Below are 17,066 nucleotides of genomic sequence, written 5' to 3'. Positions count from 1 at the left end.
TGCCGGGCCGGTCAATTTCATAATTGCGCGGCCAGGAGCCAAGGTTCCACAATAGGTCGGCGCTTGCCTGAGCGACGATCCGACCGGAAGATTTCAAATGCTTAAACGAACAATTTTTTCGTATGCGCTGTCGTATGCGATCGCTGCCGGAGCATGGGCACCGGCCGCCGCCCGGACTCCAGCGGCCGACTTTCCAACCATCCTGTATGGCGCGGCCTATTACCACGAATACATGCCTGACGAGCGGCTCGACAAAGACGTGGCGATGATGAAAGCCGCCGGCTTCAACGTGGTGCGCCTGGGGGAATCGACATGGAGCTTGTGGGAACCGGAAGATGGCCGCTTCGAGTATGCGTGGATGGACCGGGTCATCGATGCCATGGGCAAAGCCGGGATCAAGGTCATCATGGGCACGCCGACCTACTCGATTCCCGCCTGGATGGCCAAGCAGAACCCGGAGATCCTGGCCACCAAATTCAACGGCGCCAAAAACACCTATGGCATGCGCCAGAACATGAACACCGACTCGGCGGCCTACCGCTTTTATGCCGAGCGCCTGATCCGCAAGATTGCGGCGCGCTACAAGGACAACCCGAACGTCATCGGCTGGCAGGTCGACAATGAAACGAGCAGTTACGGCGCGGCCAACGACGATGTATTCATCCGCTTCACGCACCATCTTGAAAAAAAATTCGGCACGCCGGAAAACCTCAGCAAGGCGTGGCTCCTGAATTACTGGGGCCAGAATCTGCATAGCTGGGTCGACCTGCCGCGCCCCGATGGCGCCCAGAGCACCGGCTATAAGCTGGAGTGGTCGCGCTGGAACCAGATGCGCGTGACCGACTTCCTGACCTGGCAATCGAATCTGATCCGCGAATGCGCCGCGGCGCGCCAGTTCGTCACGCACGATTTCGCCGGCGCGATGCACACCGATATCAACGAGGAAGCCGTGGCGCGCGCGCTCGACATATCGGGCGTGAATATCTATCACTGGAACACGCCGGACAATTACAGCGGCGTCGATCAAACGCTGCAGGCGGACTTCACGCGCTCACTCAAGCGTGACAATTTCCTGGTGCTTGAGACGAATGCGCAGACCACGGACTGGAGCTCTTCCTTCCAGTATCCGCCATATGACGGCCAGTTCCGCGAAGACGTCTACACGCACCTCTCGAACGGCGCCAACATGGTCGAATACTGGCACTGGGCGTCGATCCATGCCAACCAGAAGACGTACTGGAAGGGCGTGTTGTCGCACGACCTGGAGCCGAACCGGGCGTATGCCGAAATGAGCCGTACCGGACGCGAGCTCAAGAAAATCGGCCCACGTCTGGTGAACCTGAAGATCCACAGCGACGTGGCAATCCTGTGGAGCCGCGATTCGCTCAATGCCATCAACGATATGCCTTTCGCGAAGGAGTCGCAGTGGGGTAGTTCCGGAAGCAAGGCCGATTACGCTTCGCAGGTGCGGCAAATCCACCGCGCGCTGTATGACCTGAACGTGAGTACCGACTTCGTCTTCCCGGACGCGAGCAACTTTTCATCGTACAAGCTGCTGATCGTGCCGTCCTTGTATGTGGCGGACGACGCGCTGCTCAAGCGCATTACGGACTACATCAACAAAGGCGGCCGGGTGGTGATGGGTTTCAAGAGCGGCTTCACCAACGAAAACACCATGGTGCGCCCTGTCATGGCGCCGGGCCCGCTGCGCGAGGCGCTCGGCTTCCACTACCAGGAATTCTCCAACCTGGCCCAAGCGCTGGCCTTGAAGGGCGATCCATTCGATGCGGGCGCGGACAACAAGGTGCACCACTGGGCCGAATTCCTGCAGCTCGATACGGCCAAGGCGCTTGCCTACTACGACCATGCTTTCTACGGCCGCTGGCCCGCCATCACGTCGAACCAGTACGGCGCCGGCAAGGTGATTTACGCGGGAACCTACCTGTCGGGCAAACTGCAGAAGGCCGTCTTGCAGTCGTCGCTGCAGGAACTCGGCTTGATCGGGCCAGACCAGCAATTGCCGCCCAACGTGCGCACGCGCGTCGGCACCAACGGCTTGAACCGGACTGTGCGCTACTACTTCAACTACTCCGGCGCCGAAGTGAGCTTCAGCTACCCGCATCGGGCCGGCACCGACCTGCTCTCGGCACGGCGCGTGGTTTCCTCGGAAAAACTGACCCTGGCCCCATGGGACCTGGCCATCATCGAAGAAGACGCTAAATAGCCCAGTCGCCGCCCTCGCGCAAGCGGGGACAGTTGCGCTTCATCAGGGCGAATTGTCCCTTCAGCCGCACCGCTTCACCCCACCTGCCGGGCACCACCCTCGCCTACGCGCCAGTAACCCGCCCGGCGCCGTTTTACCTGCAAAGCTGGCGCGTGTCGCCAGCTGGCGCCGGTGCCCGGGAGCTGCCACCGCAATGAGCGTTCGCGCACCGCCGGGCACAGCTTTGGTTTGCGCGTTCTATTTCAGCAGTTTCTCGATATCCGGACGGATCGCATCGGCCCAGATCCGGTAGCCCTTCTCCGACAGGTGCAGGAAATCCGGCTGGAGTTCTGCCGACAAGGTGCCGTCGGCACCGACGAAGCGGGCACCGTAGTCACGGAAGAACACGGTATTGCCATCGCCGAGCGTCCGCACCATCTTGTTGAGCCGGCCGACAGTGAGGCGCTCCGCCGCATCCGGCAGTCTTCCTTCCGGCAACACCGCATTGAGGAGGATGCGCGCCGCCGGATACTGCCTGCGCAAGGTTGCCACCACCGCCTCGATGCCGCTGAACGCGTCTTCCGCGCTTTCGCCGCAGAGATTGATATTGTTCACACCGATGAGCAGCACCACCAGTTTCGGCTTGATGGTGATCATCACGGGATCTTGCAGGCGCCACAGCACATTGCCCGTGTGGTCGCCGCCGATGCCGAAATTGGCCGGTTTGAACTGCCCGAAATTAGCCTCCCAGACCGCCTTCGGCCACATCTCGGTGATCGAGTCGCCGACGAACATCACGTCGATATCGCCTTGCGCAGCGCGCGCAAGGTGTTCGTCGTTCATCTGGCGCCAGCGCCCGATCGACATCCAGGGATAGCCGACGGCGCGCGGCGCCGCGGTGGTCGCGCATGCCGGCCCCGCCTTCGTTGGCGACGCATCGGCTGCGAACGCGCCATGCGCGGCGAACGCCATCAACAACAATGCAGGGTGCGCCAGCGTACGGATCGTTTTATTCATGGTCCAACTCCGATAACAGTTTTTGCCGATTCGGCAAGCAGTAAAAAGCGACGTGGCCGCACTGGCATCGACCGGCGCACAGGACAAACCGGGCATGCACAAGGCGAACAGGCGGCTGGAAGTTCTTTTCATACAGTCATTGAAGGGTAGAAGGATGAAGCGGAAAAACACCCGCCATCGTCTTCATCCGGCCAGTCTGGTACAGCGAGTTCGGAACGGGTAAGGCACCCGGGACCTGAAACGCGGTCGGGCGCGAAATGCGGCGCGCGCCCTCATGCCGATGGCGCCCTGGCCCATGTACTGCCGGTACATCGCCGAATTCATTGTGCCTTGTGGAGAATTGTGTCGCAATTACGAAAAGCATCACCGCCACGCACGAAATTGACGAAGCGGCTCAGGTGATCTTCAATGCGCTCACCTCGGCAAACACGCTTGCGGGCCGGCAGCGGTACCCGCAACGAACTGCGGCCCGGGCGGCGCCTTCACGACCCTCGCCCGAGCGCGTGCCCCATCACGCGTGAATAACGCGGAACAGGCTGGGTGCCGCGCGGGATGTGCATGGCGTGCCGCACACATCAATGCGCATGAGCCGCATCGCTGAACGCTTGTCTAATGAATTTAATGTGCCGCTTTCGCAATTTTCATAATTGCATCCCGGCAGCGCCGCCCGCACAATGCCTGATCGCGCGCTGTTGCAGGTCAGCGCCCTGCCCAGCAACGCGCTCGGTAGCGCGCGCGACGGCATGCGCGCTGGTGGCGTCGCAGGGCACTGGGCACTGGGCACTGGACGTGGGCTACAGAACGCAACGGTGACAGGAAGGCCGGCTTTCCTGCCCGGGCGCCTTGCGCTTAGCCGATCGGGACGGGGCGTCGGTGCCGACGGCGTGGCCGCACCTGGCGCAAGCGTCCGGCAAAGGCGACAGCGCCCCTTGCGCGTATGGCCGGCTGGCGTGATCTGAGCGCTTCACCGAGGCCCGGCATCCCGCCTGAAAAAGGACCATGCAGTTGCTGGAAAGCTCAAGATTCGCGGAATCGGCAGGCGAATGAAGCAAAATCCTGGCCGTGTCCCGCACGGCGGGCACCACGCCGTTTCGCCTTCACGGACCTCATGTGGCGCTGAAAAGCCAGCAATGGGACCCAGCATGTACTGATGATCAACCAAGGATCGCCTGAACGCGGCCGGGCACGATGCCTATTGCCGCGCCGCGGGCAAGTTAGCTTTCACACTTGAGAAAGGAGGCCGCAAAGAGCTCGCATGGCCCGGCCAGCGCGGCCGGTTCGCGGCCGTCCTGGACGGACGCATTCCAATTGAAGTGAGAATAGCAGGAGACACCTCTAATGAAATTAATAAAAACCATGCTCGTGCTGGCAACAGTATTGAGCGCAGCCAGCGCGTGCGCGCAGAACGCCGCCGGTTACAAGTGGGACATCGTGCCGATGGGCGGTGCGGGCTTTGTCACCGGCGTGTTCCCGGCCAAGACCGAACAGGGCATGGCGTATGCCCGCACCGACGTAGGCGGCGCCTACCGCTGGGACAAGGGCGCAGCCAAGTGGGTGCCGCTGATGGACTGGATGCCGGAAGCCGACATGGGGCTCATGGGCATCGAATCGCTAGCGGTGGACCCGAAGAACGCCGCCAACATCGTGCTGTTGGCCGGCACCAGCTACTTCGGCAATGGCCGCACGGTGATCATGCGCTCGACCAATTACGGCCAAAATTTCACCTTTACCGACGTGACGGCGCAGTTCAAGACGCACGGCAACGGCTACGGCCGCCAAAGCGGTGAGCGGCTCGCATTCGACCCCGGCTCGAGCAACATCCTGTACACCGGTACGCGCTACAACGGCCTGTTCAAGAGTACCGATTCGGGCGCCAGCTGGACCCGCATGAACAGCCTGAACGTAACCACCACACCGAACGACAACGGCGTCAACCTCGTATTGCCGGACCCGACCAGCGTGGTCAACGGCGTGGCCCAGCGCCTGATCGTCGGCGTGTCGCGCAACAGCACGGCCGGCCCGAACCTTTACCGTAGCGACAACGGCGGCCAGACGTTCACCGCCATCAGCGGCCCGCCTGGCAAGCTGATGCCCCAACGCGGCGTTTACGATGGCCTGGGCAATCTCTACCTCACCTACGGCAACGGCGCCGGTCCGGGCGGCCTGGATGACCCCTTGAAAGAATCGGACCCGATGAACCAGGGCGGCGTGTGGAAGTACGACGTGACCAACTCGCGCTGGACCAATGTCACCCCGTCCGGCATGACGAATGCCTTCAGCGGCATCAGCGTCGATCCCAACAATCGCCAGCGCGTGATCGCCTCCACCATCAATATGTACTGGACGCAATGGAAGAGCGCCGACGGAAAGGACACCTATGGCGACCGCATCTTCCTGAGCACGAACGGCGGCACCAGCTGGACCGACGTAGTGGCCAACGCCAGCAAGGCCACCGACGGCATCGCCTGGATCGCCGACGAATCGATCCACTGGGCCGGCTCGGTGGTATTCGACCCGTTCAATGGCCAGACTGCCTGGGTCACTTCGGGCAACGGTATCTTCAAGACCACCAACGTCGGTGCCGCACAGCCGACCTGGACCTTCAACGTGCAGGGCCTGGAAGAAGCCGTGCCGCTGGGCGTGGTCAGCGTGCCGGGCGGTCCGCTGGTCAGCGCGATCGGCGACTATGACGGCTTCCGCCATTACAACACGTACACCTATGGCCAGCGCCTGACGCCGAGAATGGGCACCACCACCGGTCTGGCAATCGCCCCCGGCAATCCGTCGATCATGGCGCGCGTGGCGGGGAAAGTGCAGTACTCGCAAAACGGTTCCGTCAATTGGGCCGAGGCCCCGGTCACGAACGGCGTGCAAGGCCAGGTGGCGCTGTCAGCCAACGGCGGCGTGCTGCTGCACAGCCCGAAAGACTCCAGCACCACCTGGCGCTCCCTGAATTTCGGCTCCAGCTGGACGGCCGTCAACCACTTGAACATCAAGAACGCCTTCCCGGTCGGCGACGCGGTCCACCCGAACCTGTTCTATGCCTATGACCGCGGCAACGGTAATTTCTGGACCAGCTACGACGGCGGTGTCAATTTCTACGCCATCAGCCAGCTGCCAGCGTGGGGTTCGGACCGCATCCGTGTCGCGCCCAACAGCGGGGGCGACGTCTGGGTGCCGCTGAACGGCAACGGCCTGATGCGCTCCACCAATTCCGGCACCTCCTTCGTGAAAATCAACAGCGTCAGCGACTGCGCCGGCATCGGCTTCGGCAAGGCGGCCACGGGTGCGTCCTACCCCACCATCTTCATCTGGGGTACCGTGAACGGCACGCGCGGCCTGTTCCGCTCGACCGATACCGGCAACACCTGGCTGCGCGTCAATGACTGGGCGCACCAGTACGGTTCCAACGGCGCGATCGTGGTGGGCGACATGAACACCTTTGGCGTGGTGTACATGAACACGGCCGGGCGCGGCTTGGCGGTGGGCCGCCCGTAAGCCTCCCTCGCCTGTCCTTTGCCGATGAAGGACAGGCGAACTCCTGCTTTGCCTGAACTAAATCCGTTTTGCGAGGGAGCGTGGCGCGGGCTTGTGCGCAGGATAACTTGATGTCGCATCGACCGCACCCGCGGTGTCGGTACTTTGACTTGGACAGCAGATCGACGCCCAGCGGCTCCAAGTGCAGCATACGCGGGAATCGCTTGCCAGAGAGCGCGTCCCGCAGCCCGCGCGCCTTCAACACTCCCGGCGTTGCGGGAGGTGGATGACCGTGGCAAGTGCGCCAATTTGCGCGCTTGCCGTGCGATGCCCGATCACGCCACGATACCCAGCAGGACTGAACCATGGGGAACCAGCGTCTGGCGGATGACTGCGCGTGCGGGCGGGAGATCCTGGCGTTTCCACAGGTTACGCAGCGCCACGGTTTTGTCGCCCAGGTTGAGGCGCGACAGGTCGAATTCGATCTCGACCGGCGCATCTTCCGTGTTGAACAGCGCCAAATAATGGACCGGTTTGGCGCCGTTCGCCCGGGCGCTCCAGATGCGCGTGCCCGGATCGGCACGATGTGGCCGGTTCTGATGGCTCTTTTGATTCACCGCGAGCACTTCCGGATTGGTCAGCAAGGCGAGCGTGCCCGGGTCCATATGTCGCAAGTCGCCACCCATGATGAGCGGCGAGCGCGCGATGCTCCATAGCGTCATCAGCGTCTGCTGCTCATCCGGTGTGAACTTTGTGTCGCGCGAGCCCATCGCAAGGCGCCCAAGGGGCAGCATGTCGGCGTCGGGCCAGGCGTTTTCCGCCATGGCGGGGTTCCACTCTTCAAGGCGCTGGAACTGCGCCTTCAGCAATTTCCAGTCGTCCCAAAAATCGTCCGAAATGCGCCACAGCTGCGCGTAGTGCGGCACATGGCTGGCCCATTTGAGATCGGTTTCGCCGGGCGACAGGCTCAGCGCAATAGCACGCCCGGATGCCTGGATGGCTTTGTGCGCGCCTTCGATCTCGCGCCAGTTCTTGTCGTAAGGACGCGACATGTCATCCATCTTGACGAAGTCGACGCCCCACGATGCATACAGTGCGAAGATGGAATTGTAATAGTCCTGCGCGCCCGGCCTGGTCATGTCGACGCCATACATGTCCCCGTTCCACGCGCAGGTGGAGGTGGTGTCGGCGATATCCCGCGCATGCAAGCGCGTGCCCAGGATCGGCGTATTCATCCGCACCGCCTGGCGAGCAATACCGCGCATGACGTGGATACCGAATTTCATCCCCATGCGATGAATCTGATCGGCAAGACCTTTGAACCCTTTGCCCTTGGTGGCCGACGGAAACCTGTTGGGCGCCGGCAGCAAGCGGCCATATTCATCCATCGTCAGCTCGGCATCCTTGCGATAGTCGTAGCCGGTGGCATTCGGCTCATACCACTGAATGTCGACCGTGAATATGTCATATCCCGCCGGCAGCAATTTCTGCGCCATGATGCGCGCGTTGTCGAGTGCCTGGAGCTCGGTAATGGTGGTGGCGAACGAGTTCCAGCTGTTCCAGCCCATCGGCGGCGTGGGTGCCAGCGGCGTCCGGCTACCGGTTCCCGGTGCGGCGGCGGGTGCTGCGCCAGGCAGGGTCGCGGCCGCGGCGACGGAAGCGGCAAGGAGGTGGCGGCGAGGTAGATTTATCATAAAATCCTTATCATGTGATCTTCAGCCCGCGAGCATACGCCGGCCCAGGCTCGTCGTCGGGCAGAGTGACCTGCAATCCCCGCGCCGTCTGGCGGAAGGCCAGCGCGCGCCCGGAGCCGAGCAGCTCGACCTTCGAGACCGGCCTGGCCAGATGCGCACTGCCGCCATGCATGGACGCAATCATCACCTTGTCCGTTTCCGGCTTGCCCATGACGAAGGCATACACGCTCTCGCCCTTCGCCGTGAAGCGGATATCGGCCGCCGAAAACGGCTTGCTCTTGCCTTCGTTGAACCCGGCTCCCGACATCGGCGCCGCAGCTTCCTTCATCACCGGCCCTTCCCCGAACACGGACCAGGGCCGGGTGTCGTAGATGCCCTCGCCATTGACCGCCATCCAGCGGCCGATTTCCTCGACAATGGCCTGCTCCTGCTCGTCGATGGTGCCGTCGCCGCGCACCGGTACGCTCAGCAGCAGGTTGCCGTTCTTGCTGACCACGTCGATCAGCATCTGCACCACCGTCGGCGCGCTCTTGTAGGACCGATTGTCGTACACGCGCCGGTCGTAATGCCAGTTGCCGATGCAGGTACAGGTCTGCCACGGCAGCGCTTCGATCTGGTTGCTTTGGCCGCGCTCGATGTCCCAGACCATGGCGCGGCGCTGCCGGGCGTCGAGGATCTTGCCGTTAATGACGGCCTCGAGTTTTCCCCTGGCGGCGATGCTGCGGTTGTACATGTGCGCCGCCAGGCGCAGGCCGACGTTACTGAACGGCCACAACGGCAGCACCGTATCGTCGAAATACACCATGTCCGGGTCGTGGGAGTCGATCAGGTCGCGCGTCCGGGCGAAAAAATTGTCGCAGTAGGCCTTGTCCGGAATCGACGCACCGCCGCCCCAATGCCACTGTGCGTGCATCACGCCGCCATCGCCTTCGTTCTTGCTCAAGGCATGGTTCTGCGCGTACAGCGCCTGGGGATCGCGCCCTTCCCACCACGTGCCCTTGCCGTCGGCCCGGGTCAACGTCCCATCGTAGGCGATGCCGGCGTACGGGCCGCTCTTGTCCGCGCGCTGCGCCGTCTCGTACCAGGTCCAGGCGTGCGCCGCATGCACGCTCACGCCGAAGCGCAAGCCGTGGGCGCGCGCCGCCTTGCTCCAGCCGGCGATGAGGTCCTTGCGCGGGCCGATGCTGGTCGAGTTCCATTGCGGCTGGTGGCGGCTGTGGTACAGGTCGAAGTTGTCATGATGGTTGGCCAGTGCCATGAAATACCTGGCACCCGCCTTTTTGTACAAGGCCATCAGGCTGTCCGGATTCCAACGCTCGGCCTTCCACTGGTGAATGACGTCCTTGAAGCCGAACCTGGACGGGTGACCGTATTTTTGTACGTGGTAGCGATAGGCATCGCTGCCCTCCTCGTACATCAGGCGCCCATACCAGTCGCCGAATTCCGGTTCGCATTGCGGGCCCCAATGCGCCCAGATGCCGAACTTGGCATTGCGGAACCAGTCCGGGGTCTGATACGTCGCCAGCGAATCCCAGTCCGGCGAGAACGGGCCGTTCGCGATCGCCCCCGGCCCGGTTGGCGCAAGCGCGTCGGCGGCGCGCGCAACGCCGGACAGGGCGACGGCCGGAATGGCCACTCCCAGGTGTTTCAATAAATGTCGCCGTTTCATGATTTCTCCCTTGCTTCCATTGCATTGGATTGTGCAAGCCGACCATGCGTGCCGCAATTGCGAAAATCGCCAGGACGAGGCACTAAAACAGCCAAGGGTCTGGCGATGCTCAAATATCGACATGCCGATTGGTGAATGTCGCAATTGCCGTGTCGCGTCCCGGCGGCGACAATCGCCGCACAACAACAATGAACAGAGCCAGCATGTCGACACCGATACCTGCATGGATGTGGATCCTGTCCGCGGCGCTGATGGCGCCTTTTGCCGCAGGCGCGCAAGCGCGTCTCACGGTCCCGCTGGACGCCGGCTGGCGTTTCCAGAAGGCGGACAGCCACCTCTGGCAAGCCGTCACCCTGCCCCACAGCGTCGATGCCGCAAACAGCGCGGGCGCGCCACCGTACCGGGGCACGGCGTGGTACCGCCGCACGCTAAACTGGCCGCGCCAACGGCCAGGCCAGCGCCATTTCCTCGAATTCGACGGGGCCATGCTGGTGACCCAGGTCTGGATCAACGGCCACCACGCAGGCCGCCATGCGGGCGGCTTCGCGCGCTTCCGGTTCGACGTCACGCGCTGGCTCACAGCGGGGCGCAATGAGATCGTGGTGCGGGTCGACAACGCCCCCGACAGCGACGTGGCGCCGCTCGGGGGCGATTACAGCATGTCCGGCGGCCTGTATCGGCCTGTGCGCATGATCACGACCGGCGACGTCCACTTCGACATGCTGGACTATGGCGGCCCCGGCGTGTACTTCACACCGTCCGCCGTTTCCGCCGCGCGGGCGTCGCTGGCGTGGACCGCACGTGTGGCGAACCAGCGCGGCCGCACGGTGCGCGCCGTCGTCACCACGCGCCTGCGCGATGCCGGGCACCGTGTCGTCGCGACGGCGAGCAAGGCGGTGACCCTGCAGCCGCACAGTGTCAGCGCGGTCATCCTCAATAGCGTGCTGGCCGCCCCCCGCTTGTGGCAGGGCGCGCGCGATCCCTACCTGTATACCAGCGAGGCCGAATTGCGCATCGATGGCGGCCAGCCCCGCTCGCTCGACCAGTTGTCGTTCCAGACCGGCATCCGCGATATCCGGCTCGACCCCGCCCAGGGCATACTCCTGAACGGCGCGCGGTATGCCGTGCATGGCGTCAACGTGCACCAGACCTCGCTGCCCGGCAAGGGTACCGCCGTGTCGAGCGCCGACATCGAGGCCGACTACCGCATCCTGGAGGAGCTGGGCGTGACCGGCCTGCGCTTCGCGCACTACCAGCACCCGCAGCATGCGTATGACCTGGCCGACCGTCTGGGCTGGCTGGTCTGGACCGAAATGCCGCTGACGGCGGCGGTCGGCGGCACCCAGGCGTTCCAGGCCAACAGCGTGCAGCAACTGCGCGAATTGATCCGCCAGAACAGCAGCCACCCGTCGGTCATGGCCTGGGGTCTGGGCAACGAGATCTACAAAGTGGACGCCGACAGTGCGGCCACCCTGGCATTGCTGCAGCGGCTGGCGCACAAGGAAGACCCCAGCCGGCCGACGGTATATGCCAATTGCTGCGGCCCGATCGATGGCCCGCAGGCCTCGCATACGGACGCGCTCGGATCGAACGTGTATTTCGGCTGGTATGAGGGGGAGTTCGCCGAGCTCGGCCCCTTCCTCGACGCCAACCGCGCGCGGCGCCCGGCCACGCCGCTGTCGGTCAGCGAATACGGCGCCGGCGCCGGCGCGGGGCAGCAGGAAGACCCGCCGCGGCGCCCACTGCCAGGCGGGCCCTGGCACCCCGAGCAGTACCAGGCCCTGTACCACGAAGCCGCGTGGCGCCAGCTTGCGGCGCGGCCGTGGCTGTGGTCGAACTTCATCTGGGTCGGCTTCGACTTTCCGTCCGCCGGCCGCAATGAAGGTGAGCGCCCCGGGTTCAACGACAAAGGCCTGGTCAGCTTCGACCGCGGCGTGAAGAAGGATGCGTATTTCTGGTATCAGGCCAACTGGACGTCCCGGCCGATGGTGTACCTGACGTCGCGCCGCCATACGCAGCGCCAGGCCGCCGAGGTCCAGGTCAAGGTGTACAGCAATCAGCCCGGCGCCAGCTTGCGCCTGAACGGCGTCGACCTCGGCGCGCGGCCTGTCGCCGGCCGCATCGCCACCTGGCAGGTGCGGCTGGCGCAAGGCGCCAACCGCCTTGAGGTCAGCGCTGGCAGCGCCACCGATTCCGTGGTCTGGCATTACCAGGCGCCGCCGGCGGCGCCCAGGAACTGAGATCAATCGAGGCCGGGCGCCTTGCATGACCGGCGGGAGCATCGTCTGTTGCGCCGGGCCCGAGCTTCATTCGAGCCAATCTACGCCTCGAGCGCGAGCCGGTAGACGGTCGTCTGGCGATACACCTGTCCGCGGCGCAGGACGACTTGCGGCCAGGCCGCGCTCATCAGGCATGGACGGGCATGGGCTTCGAGACAAAAACCGGCGCGCTGGCCGGTGCACAATTGCAAGGCCGCCTCGGTGGTGTACATCTGGAGGCGCCGGCCGGAGCCTGGATCGACCACGCGGGCAACTTCGCGCAACGCGCCCTGCCCGCCGGCATAGTGGTCGCGGACAAACAGACAGTGGTTGAATCCGCCCATCAGGCGGGTCTGCGTGCCGGACCAGCGCAGGCGCGGACCGATCGGGGCCGGCTGACGAAAGTCGAACGGCGTTCCCCCCACCGCAGCCACGCCGGCCGGTGCACCGCCAGCATCGACTTCCACAAAGTAAGCGGCGTCAATCTGCAGCATGTGATCGCCCACGTCGGCATGACCACCGTTCAGGTTGAAATACGGACGCAACTGCACGTCGAGCGCAACCGGCGCAGCGGCCGTGGCCTTGTAATTGATGATCAGGCTGCCGTCGTCATCGAGGTGATAATTGACCAGCAGTTCCGCGCCGCCGGGGGCCGTCAGCAGCAGCGACACGCCACCTTCGGCGTGGCGGCCTTGCCATCGCGCCGCGGGAGAAGCCGAGGAAGCATGATCGGGTTCGGCGAGCACGACGTCGGCCATGCGGCCATAGCGGTCGGGCGCGTGCCATGAGCGCAGCGCGGCGCCGCGTTCGCTGATCGTCACCGCCATGCCGCTGGCGTTGCGGAGCGTGTACAAGCGGCATTCATCCGGCTGCGCAGTGGCGCCGAAAATGGGAGTAGTCATCATTGAAAATTCGGGGGCTTCCGGTTCGAGAACCGCACCGTGCCATTCTGCAACCACCGACATGGCGCATCAATTGCGAAAATCACCAGCCGGGCACACGATTCTGGCGAACTGCTCCGCACAGGCGCTGACGCCTGGCAGCACGGGCGGCAATGCCGGCGCGCCAGAGAGGAATAGGGCGCAGCACGCCGGCCGGCGACCCCCTCTTCATCCAGGCGCCAGTGTGTTCTCGCCGAGCGCGCGGTCGCGGTAGGCACGCGGTGTGCAGCCCAGTTCGCGTTTGAAGACCAGGTACATGTACTGGGTCGAGGTGAAGCCGCAACCGGTCGCCACGTCGGCGATGCTGCGCTCCGCGCTTTCCAGGCCGGCCTTGGCAGCATCGAGCTTGAAGCGCAGGATCACGTCGTGCACGCTGCAACCCATTTCATGACGGAAATACGTTTCCAGCGAGGAGCGTGACACCCCCACGTAGTCGGCCACCTGGTGCGTCTTGATGCCCTGGCAGGCGTACTGGCGGATGAAATGGCGGGCCCGCATCACATGCGGATGCTTGATGACCTGATGCTGGCTGGACGCGAACACATTAATGCCGGCCGGCGGCACCTGAATCCGCATATTCGCCAGGCGCACCCCGTGCAGCATCTGATCGAGCAAGTGCGCCGCCGTGCGCCCCATCTCCTGCGCTCCCTGGATCACGGAACTGAGCGGTATGCGGGTGAACATGCGCACCATCGGGTCGTTGTCGATGCCGATCAGGGCCACCTGTTCCGGCACCTCGATGCCGGCGATGGTGCAAGCTTGCAACAATTGGCGCGCGCGCGCATCGGTGACGGCAATGATGCCAACCGGTTTGGGCAAACTGCGCAGCCAGGCGATCTGGCCCTGGACCGATTCGTCCCACGACGAGGCGGTCGTTTCGCAGCCACGGAAGATCTCGGCGTCCATCTGGTCGTCCCGCATCAGGCTGCCAAATGCATTCTCGCGCTCGCGCGCCCAGCGGTTTTCCCCGGTCATGGGCAGGCTGAACATGGCGAAGCGCTGCAGGCCGACATCGATCAGATGATCGCGCGCCAGCTTGACGAGCTTGAAATTATCGGTCGCTACATAGGGTATCCCGCGAGGATATTGCGCCTCGTCGGCATAGGAACCGCCGACCGCCACCACCGGGATGCTGCAGCGTGACAAGGCCGCCGCCACGGCGGGATCGTCAAAATCGGCGATGATGCCATCGCCCTGCCAGTGCTCGATGCCGGCCAGGCGCAGGCGAAAGTCTTCTTCCAAAAACAAATCCCAGGCCGCGCGCGTACTGCCCAGGTAAGCGGCAATGCCCGCGGTAACTTCACGGTCAAAACTCTTGTTGCCGTTAAATAGCAAGGCAATCCGGTGTACTTTCGAGGTTTTCATTGTGCAGTCACCCCATGCAAGCGATGGCGGGCGAGAGCGGGAATAAACCAATCATATTGTAGGGCGTCATAATCGTCGTCTCCGTTATATATTTTTATGAAAAACATGTCACTGGCACGCAGCATGGCGACCGCCGTCGTTGGTTTTAATTAAATCGACAGGCTGTTCCATGCAAGCATACGAGGCGCTACCCGCGCAATAGCGCGGCGATATTCATCCGCACCTGCTCATGCTTGAAATAGCTGATGCGGCAGAGATAGCGGATGTGAATTTCTATTTGCGCCGGGCTGATAAAACCACATCGACGCCGTAGCGAACCCGGGGTGGGCGATAGCGAAGCTACGCCGCAGCTGAAGCATAGTGCGTCACCCGGGCGCGGCGCTGACACCGGTACGGATACTACTAACAAAATGCAGAAATTGCGATCAGTTGTGCAGGAAGTGCAAGAGGTCAGGCGCCGGCATCCGCAGGCGAACCGGACAACTCGGGGGCGCGGCACCCGGCAGGTTTTTCCTGCGCGGTGGCGAGGGAGCGGAAGGCTTTCGGCGTGCAGCCGTATTCTTCCTTGAACAGCTTGTTGAAATAAGACACATTGGCATAGCCAACCGCATAGGCGATTTGCGCGACAGGCGCGTCGCTTTTCTCCGCCAGCAACCGGGCCGCTTCGGTCAGCCGCAATTTATTCAGATAGCTGGTGAACGTCATGCCGAGTTCTGTTTTCAGCACGTCATTGATCTTATTTCGATTCGCGCCGGTGCCGGCAGCCACGCCTTCCAGATCCAGCTCGGGGTTGGTGTAATTCGTGGCGATAAACCGCAGGACCGCGGCCTTTTCCTTATCCTTATAGGGTTCCAGGGTTAATTGCCGATAAGCCACCAGCGTCAGGTCTTTTTTCATTTTGGAATCCAGGCTCGCGATCAGCGCGCGCGAATGGGTCCGGAAAAACCAGAGGCCGAATGCACTCCAGCTTGCCAATATAACGCCTGCCAGCCAGGCGAGATAACGCTCATCGCGGCCATGCAGCGCAAGTTCGCCGATTTCAACCTGCGATTCGACATCGCGTGGGCTATCAGGGCTGGTTCCAAACACGATTTTCGACACCTTGTTCAGCGCATAGCCCTGCTGCGGCAGGTCGAGCTTCATCTGGCGGAACCACCACTCGGGAATACTGAAGCGGGTCATGTCCAGGGTGACCGGCACGCCCTGGGGATTGCAGGAAAAGTAGGTGCCCGGCGATCGATACGTCTCGAACTTGCTAGGTAAGGAGACGTTTTCGTCAAACGTGGAAATGAGCAGTACCATCGAATTGGAGGGTGTACATTTGGCAAGGAAGGTAACATTGCAGTCGATCCGGCCCCGCCAGCGCCGCCTCTGCCCGGGTTTAGCGCGGCTGGCCGCGCAGCCGCTTGCCATTCATGTCGTAGACGGCCGCTTCCAGGTGCACGACAGTGCTGACGGCCTGGTCATCCGCCGCATTGGTCGCCAGGATGAGTTTGTAATCACCCTTGGCCACGGTCCACGTTGTGGTGGCGGAGTCATAGTCGCCCAGCAAGCGCGGATCGACAGCGATGGCAGCCTCGATGCCGGCGCCGGGGTTGACCTCATGGAAGCCGGCCAGCAAAGGAGCCGCGTTCACGCTGCTGACGCCGGTGTCCAGCACAGGCATGCAGCACATGGCCACCGCTGCAGAGAGCACGCTCATCCTTTTCTTCAATTCCATGTTTGTTTCCATTAGCGACTGGCAGCGACCGAGCCGCGCCAAGCGGACGGCGCTGTTTCCCATCGGGGCAAGGATGCCAGACATGTTTATCCTTTGCGTACGGCGGAGCAATGAATGGCGCGGCGAAAAAGCGGGCGGCCGAAGCCGCCCGAAAACCACCCGAAAGGCAGCCAGAGACTACTAACTACTCACTACAGACCAACTCCAGGATCACGGTTTCACGGTGACGACGACGATCGACTTCGGCGGCAGGTCGAACGCCAGCGGCGCTTCGCCCTTTCCGGCCGCATACGCCGCGGGAATCAGCGCGTTCGGCCGCGCGACCAATGACTGGCGGCGCTTCCATTGCACCAGCGGCCTGAGTCGGATAATGCGTTTCCTGCGCGTGTACACCATCCTTGCATTTTGCGAGCCACGCCATGGCGCCGCAATTGCGAAATTCATCAACACGACCAATCAAATAGGCTGCAGGCGAACCGAGGCCGCACCCTCTCCCCTGGCGGGCTTTGACGCCTTGGCGCGACGGGCCCGGGGCGGGCCAATGCTCAGGCCCTGGCACACCTGCTGAACACTGAGCCCTTGTTCTTTAATCATGTTGACGAGCTCAAGCTTGAAGCCGGGATCGACATTGCGGCGTTGCCTTGTCAGGCGAATCGACCCGGATGATGGCTTGTCCACCTATCGACGTGTGCGGGCAAATCAGAGCACAACCATGGGCTGAT

11 protein-coding genes are annotated in these 17,066 nt (G+C 63.1%); 3 read left to right on the top strand and 8 right to left on the bottom strand.

Annotation, left to right across the window (positions count from 1 at the left end):
• Window positions 1-97 precede the first annotated feature (97 nt).
• Window positions 98-2,224, top strand: a complete 2,127-nt coding sequence (locus tag RBA40_RS02635) for a beta-galactosidase (RefSeq protein ID WP_306645719.1) — start codon at window positions 98-100, stop codon at window positions 2,222-2,224.
• Window positions 2,225-2,461: 237 nt separating this feature from the next.
• Here the strand turns inward: RBA40_RS02635 and RBA40_RS02630 are convergent, their stop codons facing one another.
• Window positions 2,462-3,316 (bottom strand): GDSL-type esterase/lipase family protein, encoded by an 855-nt coding sequence (locus RBA40_RS02630; protein WP_306645717.1) that lies wholly within the window; start codon window positions 3,314-3,316, stop codon window positions 2,462-2,464.
• Window positions 3,317-4,558: 1,242 nt separating this feature from the next.
• On the opposite strand from RBA40_RS02630, the gene RBA40_RS02625 reads away from it, so the two are divergent.
• Complete coding sequence (locus tag RBA40_RS02625; protein WP_306645715.1) at window positions 4,559-6,718, top strand: beta propeller repeat protein; 2,160 nt, start codon at window positions 4,559-4,561, stop codon at window positions 6,716-6,718.
• A 314-nt stretch (window positions 6,719-7,032) separates the two neighbouring features.
• Here the strand turns inward: RBA40_RS02625 and RBA40_RS02620 are convergent, their stop codons facing one another.
• The gene (locus RBA40_RS02620; protein WP_306646036.1) at window positions 7,033-8,265 is read right to left on the bottom strand and encodes a glycoside hydrolase family 27 protein; all 1,233 of its coding nucleotides are present in this window, start codon (window positions 8,263-8,265) and stop codon (window positions 7,033-7,035) included.
• Window positions 8,266-8,401: 136 nt separating this feature from the next.
• On the bottom strand, window positions 8,402-10,060 hold the full coding sequence (locus tag RBA40_RS02615; RefSeq protein ID WP_306645713.1) for an alpha-L-fucosidase: 1,659 nt from the start codon (window positions 10,058-10,060) through the stop codon (window positions 8,402-8,404).
• 203 nt (window positions 10,061-10,263) lie between these two features.
• Between RBA40_RS02615 and RBA40_RS02610 the strand changes: the two genes are divergently transcribed.
• Window positions 10,264-12,300 (top strand): glycoside hydrolase family 2 protein, encoded by a 2,037-nt coding sequence (locus RBA40_RS02610; RefSeq protein WP_306645711.1) that lies wholly within the window; start codon window positions 10,264-10,266, stop codon window positions 12,298-12,300.
• Between the two features lie 80 nt (window positions 12,301-12,380).
• On the opposite strand, the gene RBA40_RS02605 is transcribed toward RBA40_RS02610, so the two are convergent.
• The 5 genes from RBA40_RS02605 to RBA40_RS02585 form a co-directional block, all read right to left on the bottom strand.
• On the bottom strand, window positions 12,381-13,223 hold the full coding sequence (locus RBA40_RS02605) for an aldose epimerase family protein (RefSeq protein ID WP_306645710.1): 843 nt from the start codon (window positions 13,221-13,223) through the stop codon (window positions 12,381-12,383).
• A gap of 204 nt (window positions 13,224-13,427) precedes the next feature.
• Entirely contained in the window at window positions 13,428-14,624 is a 1,197-nt protein-coding gene (locus RBA40_RS02600; protein ID WP_306645708.1) for a XylR family transcriptional regulator, read from the bottom strand.
• A 450-nt stretch (window positions 14,625-15,074) separates the two neighbouring features.
• Complete coding sequence (locus RBA40_RS02595) at window positions 15,075-15,926, bottom strand: helix-turn-helix domain-containing protein (protein ID WP_306645706.1); 852 nt, start codon at window positions 15,924-15,926, stop codon at window positions 15,075-15,077.
• Between the two features lie 79 nt (window positions 15,927-16,005).
• Window positions 16,006-16,344, bottom strand: a complete 339-nt coding sequence (locus RBA40_RS02590; RefSeq protein ID WP_306645705.1) for a hypothetical protein — start codon at window positions 16,342-16,344, stop codon at window positions 16,006-16,008.
• A 210-nt stretch (window positions 16,345-16,554) separates the two neighbouring features.
• Window positions 16,555-16,740, bottom strand: coding sequence for a hypothetical protein (locus RBA40_RS02585; protein WP_306645703.1), 186 nt, complete (start codon window positions 16,738-16,740; stop codon window positions 16,555-16,557).
• Between the last annotated feature and the right edge of the window lie 326 nt (window positions 16,741-17,066).

The sequence above is a fragment of the Massilia pseudoviolaceinigra genome, from assembly GCF_030846505.1.
In the GTDB taxonomy this organism is placed as follows: Bacteria; Pseudomonadota; Gammaproteobacteria; order Burkholderiales; family Burkholderiaceae_D; genus Telluria_A; species Telluria_A violaceinigra.
The sequence above is the reverse complement of the archived record's forward strand: the minus strand, read 5'-3'. Positions and strand labels throughout refer to the sequence as shown.

Excerpts from the sequence above, each read along its gene's own strand:
- RBA40_RS02630 (WP_306645717.1), bottom strand. The coding sequence starts at position 3,316 with ATGCCCGGTTTGTCCTGTGCGCCGGTCGATGCCAGTGCGGCCACGTCG.
- RBA40_RS02620 (WP_306646036.1), bottom strand. The coding sequence starts at position 8,265 with ATGGGCTGGAACAGCTGGAACTCGTTCGCCACCACCATTACCGAGCTC.
- RBA40_RS02590 (WP_306645705.1), bottom strand. The coding sequence starts at position 16,344 with ATGGAATTGAAGAAAAGGATGAGCGTGCTCTCTGCAGCGGTGGCCATG.
- RBA40_RS02625 (WP_306645715.1), top strand. The coding sequence starts at position 4,559 with ATGAAATTAATAAAAACCATGCTCGTGCTGGCAACAGTATTGAGCGCA.
- RBA40_RS02605 (WP_306645710.1), bottom strand. The coding sequence starts at position 13,223 with ATGATGACTACTCCCATTTTCGGCGCCACTGCGCAGCCGGATGAATGC.
- RBA40_RS02635 (WP_306645719.1), top strand. The coding sequence starts at position 98 with ATGCTTAAACGAACAATTTTTTCGTATGCGCTGTCGTATGCGATCGCT.
- RBA40_RS02615 (WP_306645713.1), bottom strand. The coding sequence starts at position 10,060 with ATGAAACGGCGACATTTATTGAAACACCTGGGAGTGGCCATTCCGGCC.
- RBA40_RS02595 (WP_306645706.1), bottom strand. The coding sequence starts at position 15,926 with ATGGTACTGCTCATTTCCACGTTTGACGAAAACGTCTCCTTACCTAGC.
- RBA40_RS02610 (WP_306645711.1), top strand. The coding sequence starts at position 10,264 with ATGTCGACACCGATACCTGCATGGATGTGGATCCTGTCCGCGGCGCTG.
- RBA40_RS02585 (WP_306645703.1), bottom strand. The coding sequence starts at position 16,740 with ATGGTGTACACGCGCAGGAAACGCATTATCCGACTCAGGCCGCTGGTG.
- RBA40_RS02600 (WP_306645708.1), bottom strand. The coding sequence starts at position 14,624 with ATGAAAACCTCGAAAGTACACCGGATTGCCTTGCTATTTAACGGCAAC.